This window comes from Streptomyces sp. NPDC006512 (genome assembly GCF_040611935.1).
Taxonomy (GTDB): Bacteria; Actinomycetota; Actinomycetes; order Streptomycetales; family Streptomycetaceae; genus Streptomyces.
The window spans coordinates 1-18,293 of sequence record NZ_JBEXPG010000074.1 but is presented as its reverse complement, the minus strand read 5'-3'; the positions used below and the strand labels follow the sequence as shown (position 1 = coordinate 18,293).

At 72.9% G+C, this 18,293-nt stretch carries 14 protein-coding genes; all 14 read right to left on the bottom strand.

Annotated elements, in window-relative coordinates:
- Window positions 1–45: 45 nt before the first annotated feature.
- Window positions 46–2,175, bottom strand: coding sequence for an FG-GAP-like repeat-containing protein (locus ABZZ17_RS34875; RefSeq protein ID WP_356882419.1), 2,130 nt, complete (start codon window positions 2,173–2,175; stop codon window positions 46–48).
- A gap of 126 nt (window positions 2,176–2,301) precedes the next feature.
- Window positions 2,302–2,865, bottom strand: a complete 564-nt coding sequence (locus ABZZ17_RS34870; protein WP_356882417.1) for an aspartate/glutamate racemase family protein — start codon at window positions 2,863–2,865, stop codon at window positions 2,302–2,304.
- Window positions 2,866–2,961: 96 nt separating this feature from the next.
- Window positions 2,962–3,303 carry a GNAT family N-acetyltransferase gene (locus ABZZ17_RS34865; protein WP_356882415.1) on the bottom strand — a complete coding sequence of 114 codons (342 nt, stop codon included), beginning with the start codon at window positions 3,301–3,303 and terminating at the stop codon, window positions 2,962–2,964.
- Between the two features lie 14 nt (window positions 3,304–3,317).
- Window positions 3,318–3,737 carry an aspartate 1-decarboxylase gene (gene panD / locus ABZZ17_RS34860; RefSeq protein WP_356882413.1) on the bottom strand — a complete coding sequence of 140 codons (420 nt, stop codon included), beginning with the start codon at window positions 3,735–3,737 and terminating at the stop codon, window positions 3,318–3,320.
- Between the two features lie 86 nt (window positions 3,738–3,823).
- Entirely contained in the window at window positions 3,824–4,330 is a 507-nt protein-coding gene (locus ABZZ17_RS34855; RefSeq protein ID WP_356882410.1) for a flavin reductase family protein, read from the bottom strand.
- An 89-nt stretch (window positions 4,331–4,419) separates the two neighbouring features.
- Window positions 4,420–5,256 (bottom strand): AfsR/SARP family transcriptional regulator, encoded by an 837-nt coding sequence (locus tag ABZZ17_RS34850; RefSeq protein WP_356882455.1) that lies wholly within the window; start codon window positions 5,254–5,256, stop codon window positions 4,420–4,422.
- A gap of 286 nt (window positions 5,257–5,542) precedes the next feature.
- Window positions 5,543–6,649 carry a serine hydrolase domain-containing protein gene (locus ABZZ17_RS34845; RefSeq protein ID WP_356882408.1) on the bottom strand — a complete coding sequence of 369 codons (1,107 nt, stop codon included), beginning with the start codon at window positions 6,647–6,649 and terminating at the stop codon, window positions 5,543–5,545.
- Window positions 6,650–6,712: 63 nt separating this feature from the next.
- Window positions 6,713–7,945, bottom strand: a complete 1,233-nt coding sequence (locus tag ABZZ17_RS34840) for a cytochrome P450 (RefSeq protein ID WP_356882406.1) — start codon at window positions 7,943–7,945, stop codon at window positions 6,713–6,715.
- Window positions 7,942–9,165 carry a cytochrome P450 gene (locus ABZZ17_RS34835; protein WP_356882404.1) on the bottom strand — a complete coding sequence of 408 codons (1,224 nt, stop codon included), beginning with the start codon at window positions 9,163–9,165 and terminating at the stop codon, window positions 7,942–7,944. The genes ABZZ17_RS34840 and ABZZ17_RS34835 overlap by 4 nt, the downstream gene beginning before the upstream one ends.
- Before the next feature lie 53 nt (window positions 9,166–9,218).
- Window positions 9,219–9,749, bottom strand: coding sequence for a nuclear transport factor 2 family protein (locus tag ABZZ17_RS34830; RefSeq protein WP_356882402.1), 531 nt, complete (start codon window positions 9,747–9,749; stop codon window positions 9,219–9,221).
- Window positions 9,750–9,853: 104 nt separating this feature from the next.
- A complete protein-coding gene (ccrA, locus tag ABZZ17_RS34825) occupies window positions 9,854–11,098 on the bottom strand; it encodes a crotonyl-CoA carboxylase/reductase (RefSeq protein ID WP_356882400.1) in 1,245 nt (414 codons plus the stop codon).
- Window positions 11,099–11,232: 134 nt separating this feature from the next.
- Window positions 11,233–12,018, bottom strand: a complete 786-nt coding sequence (locus tag ABZZ17_RS34820; RefSeq protein WP_356882398.1) for an alpha/beta fold hydrolase — start codon at window positions 12,016–12,018, stop codon at window positions 11,233–11,235.
- 6 nt (window positions 12,019–12,024) lie between these two features.
- Window positions 12,025–16,089: a beta-ketoacyl synthase N-terminal-like domain-containing protein gene (locus ABZZ17_RS34815; protein WP_356882396.1), complete on the bottom strand. Its 4,065-nt coding sequence runs from the start codon at window positions 16,087–16,089 to the stop codon at window positions 12,025–12,027.
- A partial coding sequence (locus ABZZ17_RS34810; RefSeq protein WP_356882394.1) for an acyltransferase domain-containing protein occupies window positions 16,082–18,293 on the bottom strand: 2,212 nt, incomplete at its 5' end. The genes ABZZ17_RS34815 and ABZZ17_RS34810, both read right to left, overlap by 8 nt.

Sequence of the window (18,293 nt, the reverse complement as noted above, 5' to 3'; positions counted from 1 at the left end):
ACGGCCCGTGCCGCCGGGGGGGCGCCGTGTCGGCGCGGGGGCTGGTCAGCCCAGGGGGACCGGGGTGGGGTCGACTCCGGTCGCAGTGCCGCGGAACAGTACGGTCCGGCCGTCGGAGCCGGTGGCCCACAGGTCGGCGCGCCCGTCACCGGTGAGGTCGCCCCCGGAGCCGACTACGGGGTGGGCGGCCTGACCGAATCCGGTGCCCACCCTCACCCGAACGGGCGAACCCCAGCTCGCGGGGTCGAGGGTGCCGTCGGCGGTCTTCGCCCCGGCGACGGAGTGGAGGTCACCGGTGGCGTCCTCGCGCAGCCACAGCTCGGCGGCGCCGTCGCCGTCGGTGTCACCGGGGGCGACGACCGTGTACGCGGCCCAGTCGGTCCCGCCCACGGGCGTGGGGGCGGTGCGCCGGTCCAGCAGGCCGACGGCGCCGTGGTACAGCCACAGCCGTCCGCCCTGCCCGACCAGCAGGTCGTCGCGGCCGTCGGCGTTCACGTCGCCGGCGGAGACCAGCTGCGAGGCGTCGCGCCAGTGGTTGTTGGCGTCGTCGCGGACGCTCAGGTCGAACCGGTCGTCGGCTTCGACCGCACCGAGGCCGTTGTTCGGGTACACCCACAGTTCGCGGCCGTCGACGCCGGGAGCGAGGACGACCAGGTCGTTGTAGCCGTCCTCGCCCCAGTCGCCGCTCGCGACGATCCGGGACCCGGGCGCGAGGGTGGCGCCGGCGTCGGTGGGCGCCGCGAACGTGCCGTCGCCCCTGCCCGCGCGGAACTGGAGGCGGCCGTCGGGGCCGAGCGTCCACAGGTCGCGGTGGCCGTCACCGTTGAGGTCGCCGGGGGCGTCGGGGGTGGCGGGGCGCTTCGCGTAGAAGAGGTAGACGGCCGTGTCGGAGCGGTTGCCCGCCTTGTCGACGCTGTAGGCGTACACGGTGTGCGGACCGGTGCGGAGCGGGGTGATGACCGCGCTCCCGCCGACGGCCACGGTGCGCCCGGCCGGATCTTCGTCCGACCAGTAGACGATCTTCGCCAGGTCCTCGACCCCGCCGCCGGCGAAGGTGAAGGTGCCCGGGGTACGGGCGGCGCCGGTGTTCTCCGGCGCGCCGCCCGAGCCGTCGGGGAACTCGGCCGAGGAGATCACCGGGGTGGCACCGGGCCGCTCGCGGTCCACGGAGAAGGCGCAGCTCGGCGACCACGGGGAGGCCTGCCCGGCGGCGACGGCGCGGGCGTTCCAGGTGTAGTGGCCCGTGGGCAGGTCGGCGTCGGCGACGGGCCAGACGGCCGGCTGGCCGTTCGTACCGGCGGGGACCGCCATGGTGCGCACGGGGGTGGTGGCGCCGGCCCCGAAGAGCTGGAACTCGGCCTTCAGGTCGCCGGCCGGGCCTTCGGCGACGGCGAGGAGGCTGACCTGGGTGTTGCCGACGAGGCCGCCGGTGCAGGCGGTCGCGGGGGCGGTCCGCAGGCCCGAGACGGCCGGCGGTGTGGTGACCGAGGTCTCCAGGGAGGCGGTCTTCGCGTCGAAGCGCTTCCAGGCCGAGGTGTCGTTCTCGTCGGTGGCGTAGAGGCCGACGGTGACGTCGCTCCGGCCGGCGGCCGCGGCGTCCCTGAGGAGCGCGGTGACGTCGAACTCCAGGTTCCCGGCGGCGCAGCCGGGGCGGCCCTTGGCGGCGGTGACCGTGGCCAGCTTGGTGCGCTTGGCGGGCTGCTTGTTCCAGGTCGTCTTCGCGGAGACGGGGTCCACGCTCCACAGCTCGACGGGCTCGGCCGTGCAGGAGCCCGCGCCCGTGTTGCGGATGCGCAGGGTGGAGCCGGTGACCTGGGCGCCGTCGAGGTTGCCGGTGCCGAGCCGCAGGAAGGAGCGGGACAGGCCCGCGGAGCCGCCCTCGTTGCCGGCGCGCAGGGCGTCGGCGGACTTCCAGTAGGCGGCGTTCGGGTGCTTCCTGGACACCCGGGTCCAGCCTTCGACGGCGCCGTGCACCGTGCCGTCCGGCCGGGCGGTGGTCGCGGCGGTACCCGCCGGTGCGGCGGTCGCGGCGGTTGCGGCAGTCGCGGCGGTTGCGGCGGTTGCGGCGGGGGCCAGTGCGACGAGTCCCGTCGCGGCCGTCGCGCCGGCCAGCGCGAGCGTTGCGGCGCGTCTGAGCGCGCTTCCGGCCCGGCCCCCCGGCCTGGTCTGCTGCATGATCACGAGCCCTCCCCTGACTGAAAACGATCAGCGCGACCCTAGCGGCGGCCCGGGGCAAGCGCACGCGGATTAGCGCCGCCCCAGGGGTACTTCAGGGGTACTTGGGGGGTACTTGGGGGCGCCTTACGCGCGGGCCGCCAGGTCCAGTGCGGCGGCGAGGCCGGGGCGCGGGCTGGAGAGCACGGGCAGCCGGGTGCGTACGAGGTCGGCGGCTCCGGCCATGGAGGCCTGGGCCAGGACGACGGCGTCCGCGTCGGTGACGGCGTCCGCCGCCGCGGCCACGGCCCGGAGGTGGGCGGCGGTGTCCCCGGCCTCGAACAGCGCCCAGGCCCCGGCGACGAGGTGGGTGCGGACCGACAGCGGCCGGCCGGCCGCTCCACCAGCCTGTCCCGCCTCCTCGGCCAGGCCCGCCTCCTCGGCCAGCAGGGCGGCCGTCGGGGCGAGCGTCGACTCCACGGTGGCCAGTACGGCGATCCGCCGCCCGGTGCGGACGGCCGCGGCGGCCATCGGCCGGTCCACCCGCAGCACCGGTACGCCGAGGGCGGGCGCGAGGGACTCCGCGACCGCCCCGATCGTCGAGCAGGTGACCAGCACCGGGCCGTCGGCGCCGTCGAGCCGTGCCAGGACGTCCGGGGCCACCGGGCCGGGCCCGTGCGCCCGGGCCCGGTCGAGCAGCTCGGGGGCCACCAGGTGCCGCAGTACGGCGCCCGGATGGTGCCGGTCCCGGAGCGCGTCGAAGACCGGTACGTGGGCCGGCGAGGTGTGGGAGCAGCGTCAGCCGCGTCACCACAGGTCGGGGTCGCCCTTGAGCTGCGCCTTGGCGGCCTCGACGACCTCGGCCGGGGCCTCGGGCGCCTGGTCGGGGTGCTTGGCCGCCCAGCTCGCCGCGTAGGGGCAGAGCGGGACGACCGGGACGCCCTCGGCGGCGGCCCGCTCGTAGAAGGAGGCCACCAGCGTCCCGGCGATCCCCCGGCCCTCGTGGCCCGGCTCGACGACCGTGTGGACCGCCACCAGGGCGTGCGGCTCGGCGGCGAGGACGAAGTAGGCGATGTGTCCGACCACCCCGCCGTCCTCGACGGCCAGCAGCCGCCCGGCCCCGCGCTCGTCCCTCAGTTCGACCGCCATCGCCCCGACTCCCCTCAGACAGCCACCGCGTGGGGGCTGCGCTCCTGGTCCGTGCCCGGTACGGGGGCGGACGGATCCGCACCCAGCTCGATGATCGCATTGTCCGCGTCGACGTGGACGACGCGCGGCACGAGCGCACGGGCCTCGGCGTCGTCGACCTGCGCGTAGCTGATCAGGATGACCAGGTCGCCGGGGTGCACGAGGTGCGCCGCCGCCCCGTTGATCCCGATGACACCGGAGCCCCGCTCCCCCTCGATGACGTACGTCTCCAGCCGCGCACCGTTGGTGATGTCCACGATGTGGACGAGCTCACCCGGCAGCAGATCGGCCGCGTCGAGCAGATCGGCGTCGATGGTGACGGACCCGACGTAGTGCAGGTCGGCCTGGGTCACCGTGGCCCGGTGGATCTTCGACTTGAACATGGTACGAAGCATGCGAATACTCCCGGTGTGTCTGCTCCCTGCCCGCTGTGCGCAGGTCAAGGGCGGTCGCCGCAGACTACAACGGTTCGCGTGTCCGGTCAGCCCTGGGAGCTCGGTTCGAGGAGCGGGGTCAGGGTGTGGAATTCGCGTCGGAAGTACACCGCCGGCTCTTCCTCGTTCACGCGCGCCCGCGTGACCGCGCCCACGAGGATGGAGTGGTCGCCGCCGTCGTGGCGGGCGGTCGCCGCGCATTCCAGTACGGCGCTGGCCCCCTCGAGCAGGGGGTGGCCTTCGGCGTTCGTCGTGAACTCGCCCCGGGAGAACTTGTCGACGCCCTTGGAGGAGAACCACAGGGCGAGGTCCCGGTGCCTGGGCGGGAGCACGTGGACGACCCACGAGCTCGCCGCCGAGAAGGCGGGGTGGCACTGTGCGTTGACGGAGAGGCAGACCAGTACCAGCGGTGGGTCGAGGGAGAGCGAGCAGAAGGAAGTGGCGGTGAATCCCCACCACTTCCCCTCGGCGTCGACCGTGGTCACGATCGTCACTCCGCTCGGGAATGAGGACATGGCGTGCCGGAAGCTGTCCGTCAGCTCCTCAGTGGGCATTTTCGATTCCCTCCAGACAGGACGTGTCGGCTGCGCCGTGACGGGCTCGCCGTGGGAACGCCGACGAGCAGCCCCTGCCGGTACGCGCGCTAGGAACGGCTCATCAGCAGCGGTCGCGGTGACACCGCGGTCGCGGATCCGGTCAGCAGGCCGACGTCGGCCCGCAGGATCCGCAGGTGGAGCTCCTGGAGCTGCCGGCCCGGGTCCACGCCCAGGTGGTCGGCGAGGGCCTGGCGCAGGGTCATGTAGGCGGCCAGCGCTTCCGCCTGCCGGCCGGACCGGTAGAGGGCGAGCATCAGCTGGAGCCAGTGGGGTTCGTGCAGGGGGTTCGCGGCGGTCAGCGAACGCAGTTCGCCGACCAGCTCCTGGTGGCGCCCCAGTTCGAGATCGGCGTCGATGCGGGCCTGGATGGCCTCGGCGCGCAGGCCTTCCAGTTCGATGACGCGCTGGACCACCGTCGAGGTGGCCTGGGCATCCGCGTAGGGGTCTCCCCGCCACTGGGCGAGTGCGCTCGTGAGGAGTTGGGACGCGCTGCGCGGGTCACCTGCGGCCAGGGCCGCCTTCCCCTCCCGCACCAGGCGCTCGGCCCGCACGGCGTCGAGGTGCTCCGGGGGGATGTCCAGGACGTATCCGGAGGGGCGGGTGAGCAGCCACTGCCCTTCGGGATCGCCCAGGGCCCGGCGGAGCCGCAGGACGGCCACGGCGACCGCCTTGCGGTCGGTGGTGGGCCGGTTGTCGGCCCAGACTTCTTTGAGGATGCGCTCGGTCGACATCGCCTCGCCCAGCTGTGCGGTCAATGCGGCAAGCAATGAGCGAACGCGAATACCACTGACCGGTACTTCCGATCCGGACCTTTCGGTGAATCGGACCTCCAAGGGGCCTAATACTCCCACTCGAATTGGACATTGTGGGTTTTTGTGTTCCATCCATTCAGGCATCTTCAGCACCGGCCCTCCTCCGGGGTCACCTGCTTCCGGCAAGCCGGAATAAGGTGGCGGATGAACATAGTTGCATTGGCATCCGTCACGATCAAGCGACTACCGAGCGATGCGTCAGGTTGTGCGGTAGATCACCCGCCGCTGGTCACACGGCCAACGGCCGGGTCGGAGAAGGGCGGTGCGGGAGACCTGAGGGAGAGGTTTGGCGGAGCGCCGCGCGGGGACGGTGGAGGAGGGTCCGTCCACGCGCGGGCCGGGCGGCCGGCGGTCGGGATCAGCCGGCCTCGCAGGCGTCGAGTACGAGATCGCTGACCTCGCGAAGCCGCCCGATACCGGCTCCGAACTCGGGTTGAACGTTGGACAGGTACGCGAACACGAGCTCGCGCGCGGGATCGGCCCACACGACGCTGGACGTGGTGCCCGCGTGCCCGAAGGTGCTCCTGCCGCTCGCCCCGCCCATCACCTGCGCCAGATCCCGCGGGTCCTGGCCCGGCCCGCCCAGCATGAATCCGTGGGACCAGCGGACCGGGCGTTTCAGGGAGGCGTCGTTCTCCCCGTCATTGGACGGCTTGACGGCCTCTGCCACGCTCTCGGGCCGCAGTACGCGGACACCGTCGAGGATCCCGCCTCCCAAAAGCATTTGATAAAAGCGGGCCAGTTGTGCTGCCGTGCCGGAAAGTCCGGCGGACGGAATGACGGACTGCCGGTATCGGCGCCTGTTGCTCATCCACTGGTTGGGCCATTCGGAAGGATGGTCGGCACGCGCCGGCACGTGCCGGTCCCAGGCATTGTCAGGCAGTCCCATGTGCAAATCGTCCAGACCGAGCGGGACGAAGAACTCAGATGTCACGAAATCGCGGAACGACCGGCCGGTGACGCGTTGCACGAGTTCGCCCAGAATGAATCCGTAACTCATGAAGTGGTAGGCGGCGACCTCGCCTCCCGGCCACCGGGGCCGGGCCGCTTCGAGGTCGCCCACCGAGCGCTCCCAGTCGGAGGCGGTCCGCATGGTGCGCAGCATGCCCCGGCCGACCGGCACGCCGGCCCGGTGCTGCAGGACGTGGCGGACGGTCACCCGGCCCTTGCCCTGCTGGGCGAACTGCGGCCAGTACGCGGCCACCGGCTGGTCGAGCTCCAGCAGGCCGCGCTCGGCGAGCGCGTGCACGGCGAGGGCGGCGAAGGGCTTGGTGGCCGCGTAGGCGAGGAAGAGGGAGTCGGGGGAGCAGCCGAACGAGCGGTCCAGGACCACGGCGCCGCGCCGCAGGACGCACAGCTGTGCCGCGCCTCCCCTCCCCTGCACCACCTCGGTCAGTCGTCGCAGGACCGCGGGGTCCATGCCCGCGGCCTTCGGGTCGTGTTCCCGTTCGTTGATGGCGTTCATTGCGGTCGGTCCACCCTCTGTGCGCTGGTGTCGGAAGGCTGCCTGGGCTTCATCGCGGTGTCCTCACCAGGTGACCGGCATGGTGTGCATGCCCCGGACCATCAGTCCCGCCTTCCACGAAAGGTTCTCCTCGGGCACGGCCAGGCGCAGGCCGGGGTACCGGCGGAACAGTGTGGTCAGCGTGATCTGGAGTTCGACGCGGGCCAGTTGGGCGCCCATGCAGTGGTGCGGGCCCGCTCCGAATCCCAGGTGCGGGTTCGGCTGCCGGGCCAGGTCCAGTCCGTCCGGGTCGGTGAACAGGGCCGGGTCGCGGTTGGCGGCGCCCATCGACGGCACCACCGTCTCCCCGGCCTTGACCAGGACTCCCCCGAGGTCGACGTCTTCGGTGGCCGTCCGGGGGAATCCGTCGACGGTGCCGATGGGCACGAAGCGGAGCAGTTCCTCGACGGCGGCGGGGATCAGGGCGTGGTCGTTCCTGAGCCGCTCCAGCAGTTCCGGGTTGCGGAAGAGGACGTAGAGGAAGTTGGGGATCTGGCTGGCCGAGGTCTCGTAGCCGGCGATGAGGATGGCCTCGGCCAGCCGGACGAGTTCGCCCTCGGTGAGGCCGTCCTCCTCGTCCCGCGCGGTGACCAGGGCGCCGATCAGGTCCTCGGTGGGCCGCACCCGCCGTTGCGCGACGAGCCCGCCGAGGTAGTCGTGCATCCGCATCATGTGGTCGCGCACCTCCACGGGGGTGTGCGCGGTGGTGGTGAGCAGGGCGTCCGACCAGGTGCAGAACCGTTTCCGGTCCTCGGGCGGCACGCCGAGCAGCTCGCAGATCACGGACACGGCGAAGGGCAGGGAGAAGTCCTCGACCAGGTCGGCGGGAGGCCCCATCTCCTCCATGGCGTCGAGCAGCGCATCGGCGGTGCGCTGGATGCGGGGCCGCAGCTCCTCCACCCTGCGGGGCGTGAAGACCTTCCCCACCAGGCGGCGCAGCCGTGCGTGGTCGGGGCCCTCCACGCTCAGGACGGCGTCGGGCGGCGGCTGGTGGGGCAGGAACCGGGGGGCGCCGGGCGCGACGGCGAGCGCGCGGGAGAACCGGCGGTCCGCGAAGACCCTGCGTACGTCCTCGTAGGCGGTGGCCAGCCACGCCTCGCCGCCGTAGGGCAGGGTGACGCGCTGGAGGGGCCGCTCCCGGCGCAGGGGCTCCCAGTACGGGTCCGGCTCCAGCCGGTCGGGGGCGTGGAAGGGGTAGGCGGGAGCCTCGTCGGCCCCGAAGGGGCATCCGGGCGCGGCGGCCTGCCGGCCGGTCACGAAGCGTCGTCCCAGGTCACCGGGAGGTTGTACACCCCGTACACGATCTGGTCGTCGCGCCAGCGGATGTCCTCGGGCGGCGCCGCCATGCGCAGGGTGGGGAAGCGCTTGACGAGGCCGCGCCATGCCGAGCGCATCTCCACGCGGGCCAGTTCCATGCCCAGGCACAGGTGGATGCCGTGTCCGAAGGCGAGGTGCGGGTTGTGCTCGCGCGTGATGTCGAGGCGGTCCGGGTCGGGGAAGACCTCGGGGTCGCGGTTGGCCGCGGGCAGCGAGGCGAGCAGGGCCTCACCGGCCTTGACCGGGTGACCGGCCACCTCCATGTCCTCGGTGACGCCGCGCGGCAGCCCCTGCTGGACGATGGTCTGGTGCCGCAGCAGCTCTTCGACGGCCTGGTCGACCAGGGTGATGTCGTCGCGCAGCAGGGCCCACTGGTCCGGGTTCTCCAGCAGGGTGTAGGTACCGACGCCCAGCATGTTGGCGGAGGTCTCGTGCCCCGCGATCAGCATGAGCACGCCGATGCCGGCGACTTCCAGGTCGGTGAGCGCGGGTACGGCGTCGGGGTCCTGGATGAGGTGGCTGAGCAGGTCGTCGCCGGGGTTCTCGCGCTTGGCGGCGCACAGGTCGATCATGAACTGGTTCATCTTGGCGCCGAGGGCCCCGAGTTCCTCGGGGGTGGCCTCCAGGTCCTGGAGTCGCAGGACCATGTCCATGAACTCGGCCCGGTCGTCGTAGCGGATGCCCATCAGCTCGCAGATGACCAGCAGCGGGATGGGCAGCGCGAACGACTGGACCAGGTCGACGGGGCCGCCTTCGGCCTCCATGGCGTCGAGGGTGTCGCTGACGATCTGCTCGATCCTCGGTTCGAGCTTGCGGATCGCCCGCATGGTGAACCACTTGGTCAGCAGGCGGCGGTAGCGGGTGTGGTTCGGCGGGTCCATGAAGATCAGGAAGCCCGGCAGGTACTCTTCGCCGCGCATCTCGGGTGCCAGGTTCCGCCACGGCTGGGGCGTCTTGCCCGGGTGCGAGCTGACGCGGGGGGCGGCGAGCGCGGCGCGGACGTCCGCGTGGCGGGTCAGCAGCCATCCCTCGGAGTCGTCGGCGAACCTCATCCTGCTGACGGGGTCGGTCGCCCGCAGCTCTTCGAGCTCGGGGGGCGGCGAGAAGGGGCAGGTGCGCTGCCGCGGCAGCGTGGCCGGCTGCTGTTCGGTGTCGGTCACGGTCGAGACTCCTCGGGACGTGGTGCGGTGCGGGCGGGGCTGGGCGGCGCGGCTCAGAGGGTGGGCGCGTCCGGGCCGTTCAGCGGCAGTACCTGGTAGCTGGCGTCGGTGCGGTCGCGCAGGGAGGGGTTGAAGCCGGCCTGGGCCTCGGCGGGGTCGAGCGGCACCTCCTGGACGAGGTTCCATTCGTTGAGCACGAGCCGGCGGGCGATCTTCCAGACGCCGTCGCGCCGTTCGAACCGGTCGACGTACCGTCCGGCGTACTGCTCCACCCGCTTGACGCCTTCGCTCTCGCGGTAGTGGTAGGCGGTGCAGTACGTCTCCACGCCCGCGGAGTCCCCGTCGATCTCGATCGTGCTGCCGTGCAGGGTGTGCAGGGTGCCGGTGTAGGCGTCGCGCAGGATCGGGACGATCTGCTTGACGAAGTCGTGTGCGTTGCCGCGGATGACGCCGCGGTCGTCGTGCGCGTCCTCGTGGTAGGCGGACTTGACGAGTTCCTCGTCGAGCCGGTCGAGCCCGCGGCAGTAGCGCTGCAGGACGGTGCGGATCTCGCGCTCGCTCCACAGGATGTCGAGCTGGTCCATCGTGGTCTCTCCTCGGTTCGCTGTTTCTGGTGGTTCCGGGCGTGCCGGGGTCTGCCGCGGCGTGCCCGGACGGCGCGGTTGGGGTGGGGTTGGTGGGGGGTGTCTCAGGAAAGCGTGGTCAGGCCCGTCCTGGGGGCGTTGACCAACACCGCCTGGTTGCCCTGGGGGTGCTGGTTCTCGTACATCAACTGGTGGGCCTTGCCGATGTCGTCGAACCCGCCGGTCCAGGAGAGGCACGGGTCGAGCTGTCCGGTGGAGACGAGATGGATCACGTCCCGGCACTGGCGGAGGTTGGCGAAGTGCGAGCCCTGCAAACGCTTTTGGCGCATCCACAGGAAGCGCAGGTCGACATCGGCGTTGTAACCGGTGGTTCCGCCGCAGATGACGACCATTCCGGCGTTGTCGCACAGGTACATGGACGTCGGGATGGTGTCCTGGCCGCTGTGCTCCAGGACGACGCGGGGTGCCCTGCGCTCTCCCAGCGCCTCCCAGAAGCTCCGGCCGAAGGCCCGTACGCCCTCGGTCCAGCGGGCCATCGCCTCCCGGTCACCGATGTCGGGCAGCCGCCCCCAGTGGTCGAAGTCGAGGCGGTTGACGGTGCCTTGGGCGCCGAGTTCGCGGCAGTACCGGGCCCGCTCCTCGTCGGAGACCACGGCGACGGGGACGCCGCCCCGGATCCGGGTGATCTGGATGGCCATGGAGCCGAGGCCGCCGGCTCCGCCCCAGATGAGGACCGGGTCGCCGGGCCGTACGTCGTGGGGTGCCCAGCCGCACAGCTGACGGTAGGCGGTGGCTCCGGTGAGCAGGAAGCAGGCGGCTTCCTCCCAGGTCAGGCCGGGGGGCTTGGGGTGGCACTGGTAGTCGTCGACGAGGGCGAACTGGGCGAAGGAGCCGTAGTTCCCCTCGTACCCCCACACCGACTGCGAGCCGGAGGTCATGGGGTCGGCGCCCATGCGGATGTCGGAGGCGGTCTCCGTCCACTGGCAGCCGGACAGGATCACCTCGTCGCCCACCGCGACCTGGCTGACGCCCTCGCCGACGGCCCACACCACGCCGGAGCCCTCGGACCCGCCGATGTGGAAGTCGTCGGTGTCGCCGCGCCTGAGCCGCTCGGAGATCACGTCGACCGGCTGCCCGAGGGAGGCCCAGACGTTGTTGTAGTTGATGCCGGCGGCCATGACGAGGACCAGCACCTGGCCGGGCCGCACCTCGGGCACGTCCACGACCTCGCTGCGGAACGCCTGGTGCGGCGGGCCGTAGCGGTCCCGCCGGATCACCGAGGCGTACATCTGCTCTGGAACGGTGCCGATCGGGGGTATGTCACCCAATTCGAAAAGAGTATGTCGCACGCGGAACCCCGTCTGGATACAAACTCGTGCCGGATCAGAAGAAATTCGGAAGAAATGCTGCGCGGCAGCAGGCCACTGCAGATTCGGAATGCGGGGGGCCGTACGGAGAATGAATCGATCCGTCGGCCGGGCGCTCACATGGAGAGCGAATAACTCAGCCTATCGTACACAAGTTCCCCCACTTCCCGGAACTGGTTCGACAGGAAAAAGTGCCCGCCCTGAAATACCTTCAGCCGGAAGTCCGCCGAGGTGTGTTCACGCCACTTGTCGACCTCGTCGACCGGGGCCATCGCGTCCGCGTCACCGACCAGCGCGGTCACGGGGCACGGCAGGAGCGGACCGGACCCGTGGCGGTAGGTCCGCACCGCGCGGTAGTCACTGCGGATGGCCGGCGCGACCATCCGCAGGACGTCCTCGTCGGCGAGGAGGCCGATGTCGGTGCCGCCGAGCTCGTCCAGGGCCGTGATCATCGCCCGGTCGTCCAGTTCGTCGAGCGGCATGCTCACCCCCTGCGCGGGGTTCCCGCGCCCGGAGACGAACAGGTGGGCGGGCGGCGTGCCCCCGTCCCGGGACAGCAGCCGCGCCACCTCGTAGGCGACCACCGCTCCCATGCTGTGGCCGAACAGGGCGATCGGCCGGTCCAGCCACGGCGTCAGCGCCCCGGCCACCCCGTCGCGCAGCTGCTCGATCGAGTCGAGGAGCGGCTCGCCCCGCCGGTCCTGCCGCCCGGGGTACTGGACGGCCAGGACCTCCACCCGCGGTGTCAGTTCCTTGGACAGTGCGAAGTAGGCGCTGGCCGAGCCCCCGGCGTGCGGCAGACACAGCAGCCGCGTCCGGGCCTCGGGAGCCGGATGGAAGCGGCGTATCCACAGGTCGCCGGAGGGGAAGGGCCGCGGGTCCCGCGCGCTGGTCGTCGTCATCGCCGATCAGCCCCTGCCGCCGGCGAGGCCCGCGAGCCAGGCGTTCACGGCCCGGGCCGTCTGCGGAGCGTGTTCGTCCATCATCGTGAAGTGGTCGCCTTCCGTGTCGAGGACCGTACTGTCGAACTTCCAGTCGGGCCGCCATTCCTGACCCTCCGCCACCTCGCCCAGCGGCGACGACGCCCGCAGCAGCAGCGTCGGTACGCCCGCTTCCTCGGGCACCCAGTCGGTGAAGAACTGGAAGTACTTGCCCATCGCGGTCAGCCGCACGTCCGTCATCGCCCCGAAGTCCTCCTCGCGGTCCAGGACGCCCTGGGCGAGTTCGCGCTCCATCCGGTGCAGCGCCGGGTCGTTCAGCAGATAGGTGTCCAGCAGGACCACGGCTTCCGGGCGGGGCCCGGTGCGCGCCAGGTGGGCGGCGAGGCTGTAGGCGAACCAGCCGCCCGAGGAGTGGCCCAGGAGGACGAACGGCGCGCCGTCGGCCTGCCGGCGGATCCCCTCGGCGAGGAACTCCTTCATCACCTCGAAGTCGGCGGGCAGCGTTTCGCCCGGTGAGAAGCCGGGGGCGAGCAGGGCCGCCGCACCCCGGGTCCCGCGGAAGGCCGCGGCGAGACGGGCGTACTGCTGCGCCCCGTACAGCGGTACGGGTGCGGGGCAGCAGATCAGCCCCGCCCGGTCGGTGGCTCCCGCCAGCTCCAGCGTGACCGGGTCCTGCCCGGCCCCGGCCACGGTGTGGAAGGCCGGTCGCAGCCGGGAGGCGACCTTGGTGAGCTCCAGTGCGTCCTCGGGCCGGCCGAGGGTGTTCGCGTTGCGGTACAGCGCTTCCAGGGAGTACGGGGAGGGCGCCGCGGCGGTGTCGGCGCCGGAGCCGGCCGCGTCGAGGCGCTCGCCGAGGAACGCGGCCAGCGCGGTGGGGGTCGGGTGGTCGAAGATCAGTCCGGCCGGCAGGGTCAGCGCGCAGTCGGCGGCGAGCGCGGCGCGCAGCTCGACGCCCATCAGGGAGTCGAAGCCGATCTCCAGGAACGGACGGTGGGGTTCGATCTCCGTGGTGCCGGCGCCGCCCATCACGGCGGCCGCCTGCTCGCGGACCAGGTCCAGCAGGAGCCGGCCGCGTTCTTCCCCGGAGGCTCCGGCCAGGCGCTGCGACAGCGGCGGCGTCCCCGGTACGGGCTCGGCCGACGGTTCGGCGGCGGACGGCCGCGGGTTCTGCCCGGCTCCCGCACCCGCCATGCCCGCCAGCCAGTAGCGCCGGCGCTGGAAGGCGTACGTGGGCAGCTCGACGCGGGTGCGGCCCACGGGCAGCAGGCGGTCCCACGCCGGTGACACGCCGGCCGTGTGGGCCTGGGCGGCGGCCGTGAGCACGGCCTCCGGCTCGGGCACGCGGCGCCGCAGCACGGGCACGAACGTCTCGGGGGCGGCGTCGGGAAGGCACAGCCGGCCCGCGGCCGTCAGCACTCCCCCGGGGCCCACCTCCAGGAACGTGGTGGCTCCCCGGTCGCGCAGCGCGCGGACGGCGTCGTGGAAGCGCACCGTCTCGCGGACGTGGCGCACCCAGTACTCCGGGCGGCGGATCTCGTCGGAGACGGGCCCGCCGGTGAGGGTGGAGACCACGGGGAGGGCGGGGGCCCGGTAGGAGATGCCCCGGGCGACTTCCGCGAACGCCTCGGTCATCCCGTCCATGTGGGCGGAGTGGAAGGCGTGGCTGACCTTCAGCCTCTTGGTCTCGCGGCCGCGCGCGGCCCATTCGCGGGCCAGTTCCGAGACCGCCGTCCCGTCCCCGGACACCACGACGGAGTCCGGCCCGTTGACGGCCGCGATGTCCAGTCCCGCACGACCGTGGGCGAGTTGGGCGCGCACCTCGTCCTCGGTCGCCTGGACGGCGACCATGGCTCCGCCGCCGGGCAGTGCCTGGATCAGCCGGCCGCGGGCCGCGACCAGGGCGCAGGCGTCGGCGAGGGACCAGACTCCGGCCGCGTAGGCGGCGGTCAGCTCGCCGATCGAGTGGCCCGCCACCACGTCGGGCCGCAGGCCCCAGTCTTCGAGCAGCCGCAGCAGGGCGACCTCGACGGCGAACAGCGCGGGCTGGGTGTAGGCCGTGGTGTCGAGCAGGGCGGCCTCGGGCGTGCCGTCGGCGGCGAACAGGACCTCGCGCAGCGGCCGGTCGAGGTGCCCGTCGAGGTGGGCGCACACCTCGTCCAGCGCGTCGGCGAACACGGGGCTGTACGCGGCCAGTTCGCGGCCCATACCGGGCTGCTGGCTGCCCTGCCCGGTGAACAGGAACGCCGTCTTGCCGCCCGTCGGCGCCGTCCGGCCGGTGACCACACCGGGGGCGCGGGCGCCGCCCGCCAGGGCCGTCAGGCCGGCCAGCAGTTCCTCGCGGTCCCGGCCGACGACGGCGGCCCGGTGCTCGAAGGCCGCCCGGGTGGTCGCGAGGGCGGCGGCGACGTCCGCCGGGGCCAGGTGCGGGCGCGCGGCCAGGTGGTCCGCCAGGCGGCCGGCCTGCTCGCGCACGGCTTCCTCGCTGCGGCCGGAGACGACCCAGGGCAGGGGCCCGGCGACGGTCCAAGGCCCGTCCGGTGCCTCCTCCGGGGTCGGCTCGGGTGACTCCTGTTGTGCCGCCTGTTGTCCCGCCTGCTGTGTCTCCTGCCGTGTCTCCTCGGGGGGCGGGCCCTCCAGGATCACGTGGGCGTTGGTGCCGCTGACGCCGAAGGACGAGACCGCCGCGCGGCGCGGCTCTCCGGTGTCCGGCCATGTCCGGGCCTCGGTCAGCAGGCGCACGGCACCCGCGGACCAGTCGACGCGCGGGGTGGGCTCCGTCAGGTGCAGCGTGCGGGGCAGTACCCCGTGCCGCATGGCCTGCACCATCTTGATGACACCGCCCGCACCCGCCGCGGACTGGGTGTGGCCCAGGTTCGACTTCAGCGATCCCAGCCAAAGCGGCCGGCCCTCGCCGCGGGCCCGCCCGTAGGTGTCGAGCAGTGCCCCGGCCTCGATGGGGTCGCCGAGGGGGGTGCCGGTGCCGTGTGCCTCCACGGCGTCGATGCGGTCCGCTGTCAGCCGCGCGTTGGCGAGGGCCTGGCGGATCACCCGGCGCTGCGAGGGCCCGTTCGGCGCGGTCAGTCCCGCGCTCGCGCCGTCCTGGTTGACCGCGCTGCCGCGGATCACGGCGTGCACCGGGTATCCCAGGCGCCGGGCTTCGGAGAGCCTGGCCAGGAGCAGCACCGCCGCGCCCTCGGACCAGGTGGTGCCGTCGGCGGTCGCCGAGAAGGACTTGCAGCGGCCGTCGGGCGCCAGGCCCTGCTGGCGGCTGAACTCGATGAAGGCGGTCGGCGTGGCTATCACCGTCGCGCCGCCCGCCAGCGCCAGGGAGCACTCCCGCTGCCGCAGGGACTGCGCGGCCAGGTGCAGGGCCACGAGCGAGGAGGAGCAGGCCGTGTCGACCGAGACGGCCGGTCCCTCGAAGCCGAAGGTGTAGGCGACGCGGCCGGAGAGGATGCTGGCCGAGTTGCCGGTCCCGATGAAGCCTTCGGCCGTCTCCCGCGCGTCGAGCACGTTGAGCAGGTAGTCGTTGCTGTTGGAGCCGACGTAGACCCCGATGTCCTCGCCCCGCAGGGTGGTCACGTCGAGGCCCGCGTGCTCGAACGCCTCCCAGGAGACCTCCATGACCAGACGCTGCTGCGGGTCCATGGCCAGCGCCTCGCGGGGCGTGATGCCGAAGAAGGGTGCGTCGAACCCGGCCGCGTCCTTCAGGAAGCCGCCGTGACGGGAGTACGTCTTGCCCGGGGTTCCCGGCTCGGGGTCGTATACGGCGTCGACGTCCCACCCCCGGTCTTCGGGGAAGCCGGCGATGGCGTCCCGGCCCTGAGCCACGAACTCCCACAGCGCGTCCGGCGAGGCGATGTCCCCGTCGCCTCCGGGGAACCGGCATGCCATGCCCACGATCGCCACCGGCTCGTGGGCCGCGTCCTCGGCCTCTTCCAGCCGGTTCCGGGTCCGCCGGAGATCGGCCGTGACCAGCCGCAGGTACTCGCGGAGTTTCGTCTCGTTGTTCTCGTCCACGTGTTCAGCCACGGCGGAGTTCCTTCTCGATCAGCTCGAACATCTCGTCGTCGGTCGCCGTGTCCAGCGCGTCCCGGTCCTCGCCGCCCGCGTGCCCCGCGCTCCCCGCACTCCTCGCCGGAGCGTGGACCGCGAGCAGGCCCTTGAGCCGCTCGGTGGCCCGGGTGAGCTGCCGGTCGCCCGCCGGCAGCCGCGCGAGGTCGGCCTCCAGACGGTCGAGCTGGTCCGACAGGGACAGGTCCGGTGCCGCCCCGGCCCCGGCCAGGCCGGTCACCAGGTGGTCGGCGACGGCCGCGGGGGTGGGGTGGTCGAACAGCAGCGTCGTCGGCAGGTCCTGCCCCGTCACGGCCGCCAGCCGGTTGCGCAGCTTCACGGTCATCAGCGAGTCGAAGCCGTGGTCGAGGAAGCCCCGCTCCGGTTCCACCGCCTCCGGCGCGTCGTGCCCCATGACGGCGGCCGCCTCGGTCCGGACCATCCGCAGCAGCGCCTCATACCGTTCGCCGGCGGGCAGCGCCCGCCACGCCGCGACGCGCGAGGCGGCCTCGGCGGCGGGCCCGGGCCGGCCGTCCGGGCCGGCGTCCTGCGCCGCGTCCGTGTCGGGTCCGGAGCGGGCGGGGTCGGTGCGCCATCCGGTGGCGCCCTGCGGCCAGTAGTGCTGCTTCTGGAACGCGTACGTGGGCAGGTCGGGCGCGGACGGCCCGTCCCCGAGGCAGGCCCGCCAGTCCACGGACACACCGCGGGTGTGCAGCGCGGCCAGCGCGGTCAGCAGTGCGGGCACCCCGTCGCGGTCGGCGTGCGCCGTGGACACCAGCAGCGGCGCGCTCTTGCCGGGCTCGGCCTCCAGGCAGGCCTGGCCGGCGCTGCTGAGCACGGTGTCGGGGCCGACCTCGACGAAGGCGCCGACCCCGTACCGCTGCAGTCGGCGCATCTGGTCGTGGAAGCGCACCGCGCGGCGGATGTGGGCCACCCAGTACGCGGGGTCGCGGGCCTCGCCCGCGCCGAGGAGGTCGCCGGTGACGTCCGAGACGATGGGGATGCTCGGGGATCCGTACGACAGGCCGGCCGCGACGCGCCCGAACTCCTCCGTCATGGCGTCCATGTGCGGGGAGTGGAAGGCATGGCTCACCTTGAGCCTGTTGGTCTTGCGTCCCCGCGCCGCCCAGTGTTCCGCGAGCTCCGTGACGGCGTCCGCGTCGCCGGAGAGGACCACCGAGGAGGGGCCGTTCAGGGCGGCGATGTCCACCGCGCCCTCCCTGCCCGCGAGGCCGGCGCGGACCTCCTCCTCCGTGGCCTGCACGGCCACCATGGCGCCGCCGGCGGGGAGGGCCTGCATGAGCCGCCCCCGCGCGGCGACGAGTACGGCCGCCTGCGGTACGGACAGCACACCCGCCACGCACGCCGCGGACAGCTCGCCCAGCGAGTGTCCGGCCAGGACGTCGGGGCGCACGCCCCAGCTCTCCAGCAGCCGGAACAGCGCCACTTCGTAGGCGAAGATCGCCGGCTGCGCGTAGTCCGTACGGTCGAGCAGCTGCCCGTGCGGGTCGTCGTTGGGCGCGAACATCACGCGCAGCAGCGGAGCGTCCAGGTGGGCGTCGAAGTGCGCCGCCACCGACTCCAGGGCCTCGGCGAAGACGGGGAACGCGGCGTGCAGGTCGCGCCCCATGCCCGCCCGCTGGCTGCCCTGCCCGGTGAACAGGAACGCCGTCTTGCCCTTGGCCGGTTTTCCCGGTGCGACACCGGTGACGACGTGGTCCGGCGCCTGCCCGTCGGCCAGGGCGTCGAGGCCGGTGAGGAAGGCGCCGGTGTTGTCGGCGAGGACCACGGCCCGGTGCTCGAACGCCGACCGGGTACCCGCCAGCGCACGACCCACCGCCCGCACGTCCAACGACTCCTGACCGGACGCGTACTCGCGCAGCCGACGCGCCTGCCCGGCCAGCGCCTCCTCCGTACGACCCGACACCAGCCACGGCACCAGACCGCTCTGCGGTGAGGCGTCCTCGGCAGGGGCCGGCTCCTCGGGGGCCTGCTCCAGGATGACGTGCGCGTTCGTACCACTGATCCCGAACGACGACACACCCGCCCGCCGCGGACGATCGGCCTCGGGCCACGCCCGCGCCTCGCCCAGCAGCCGCACCCCACCCGCCGACCAGTCCACCAACGGCGTCGGCACCTCGGCGTGCAGCGTCCGCGGCAGCACACCGTGCCGCATCGCCATC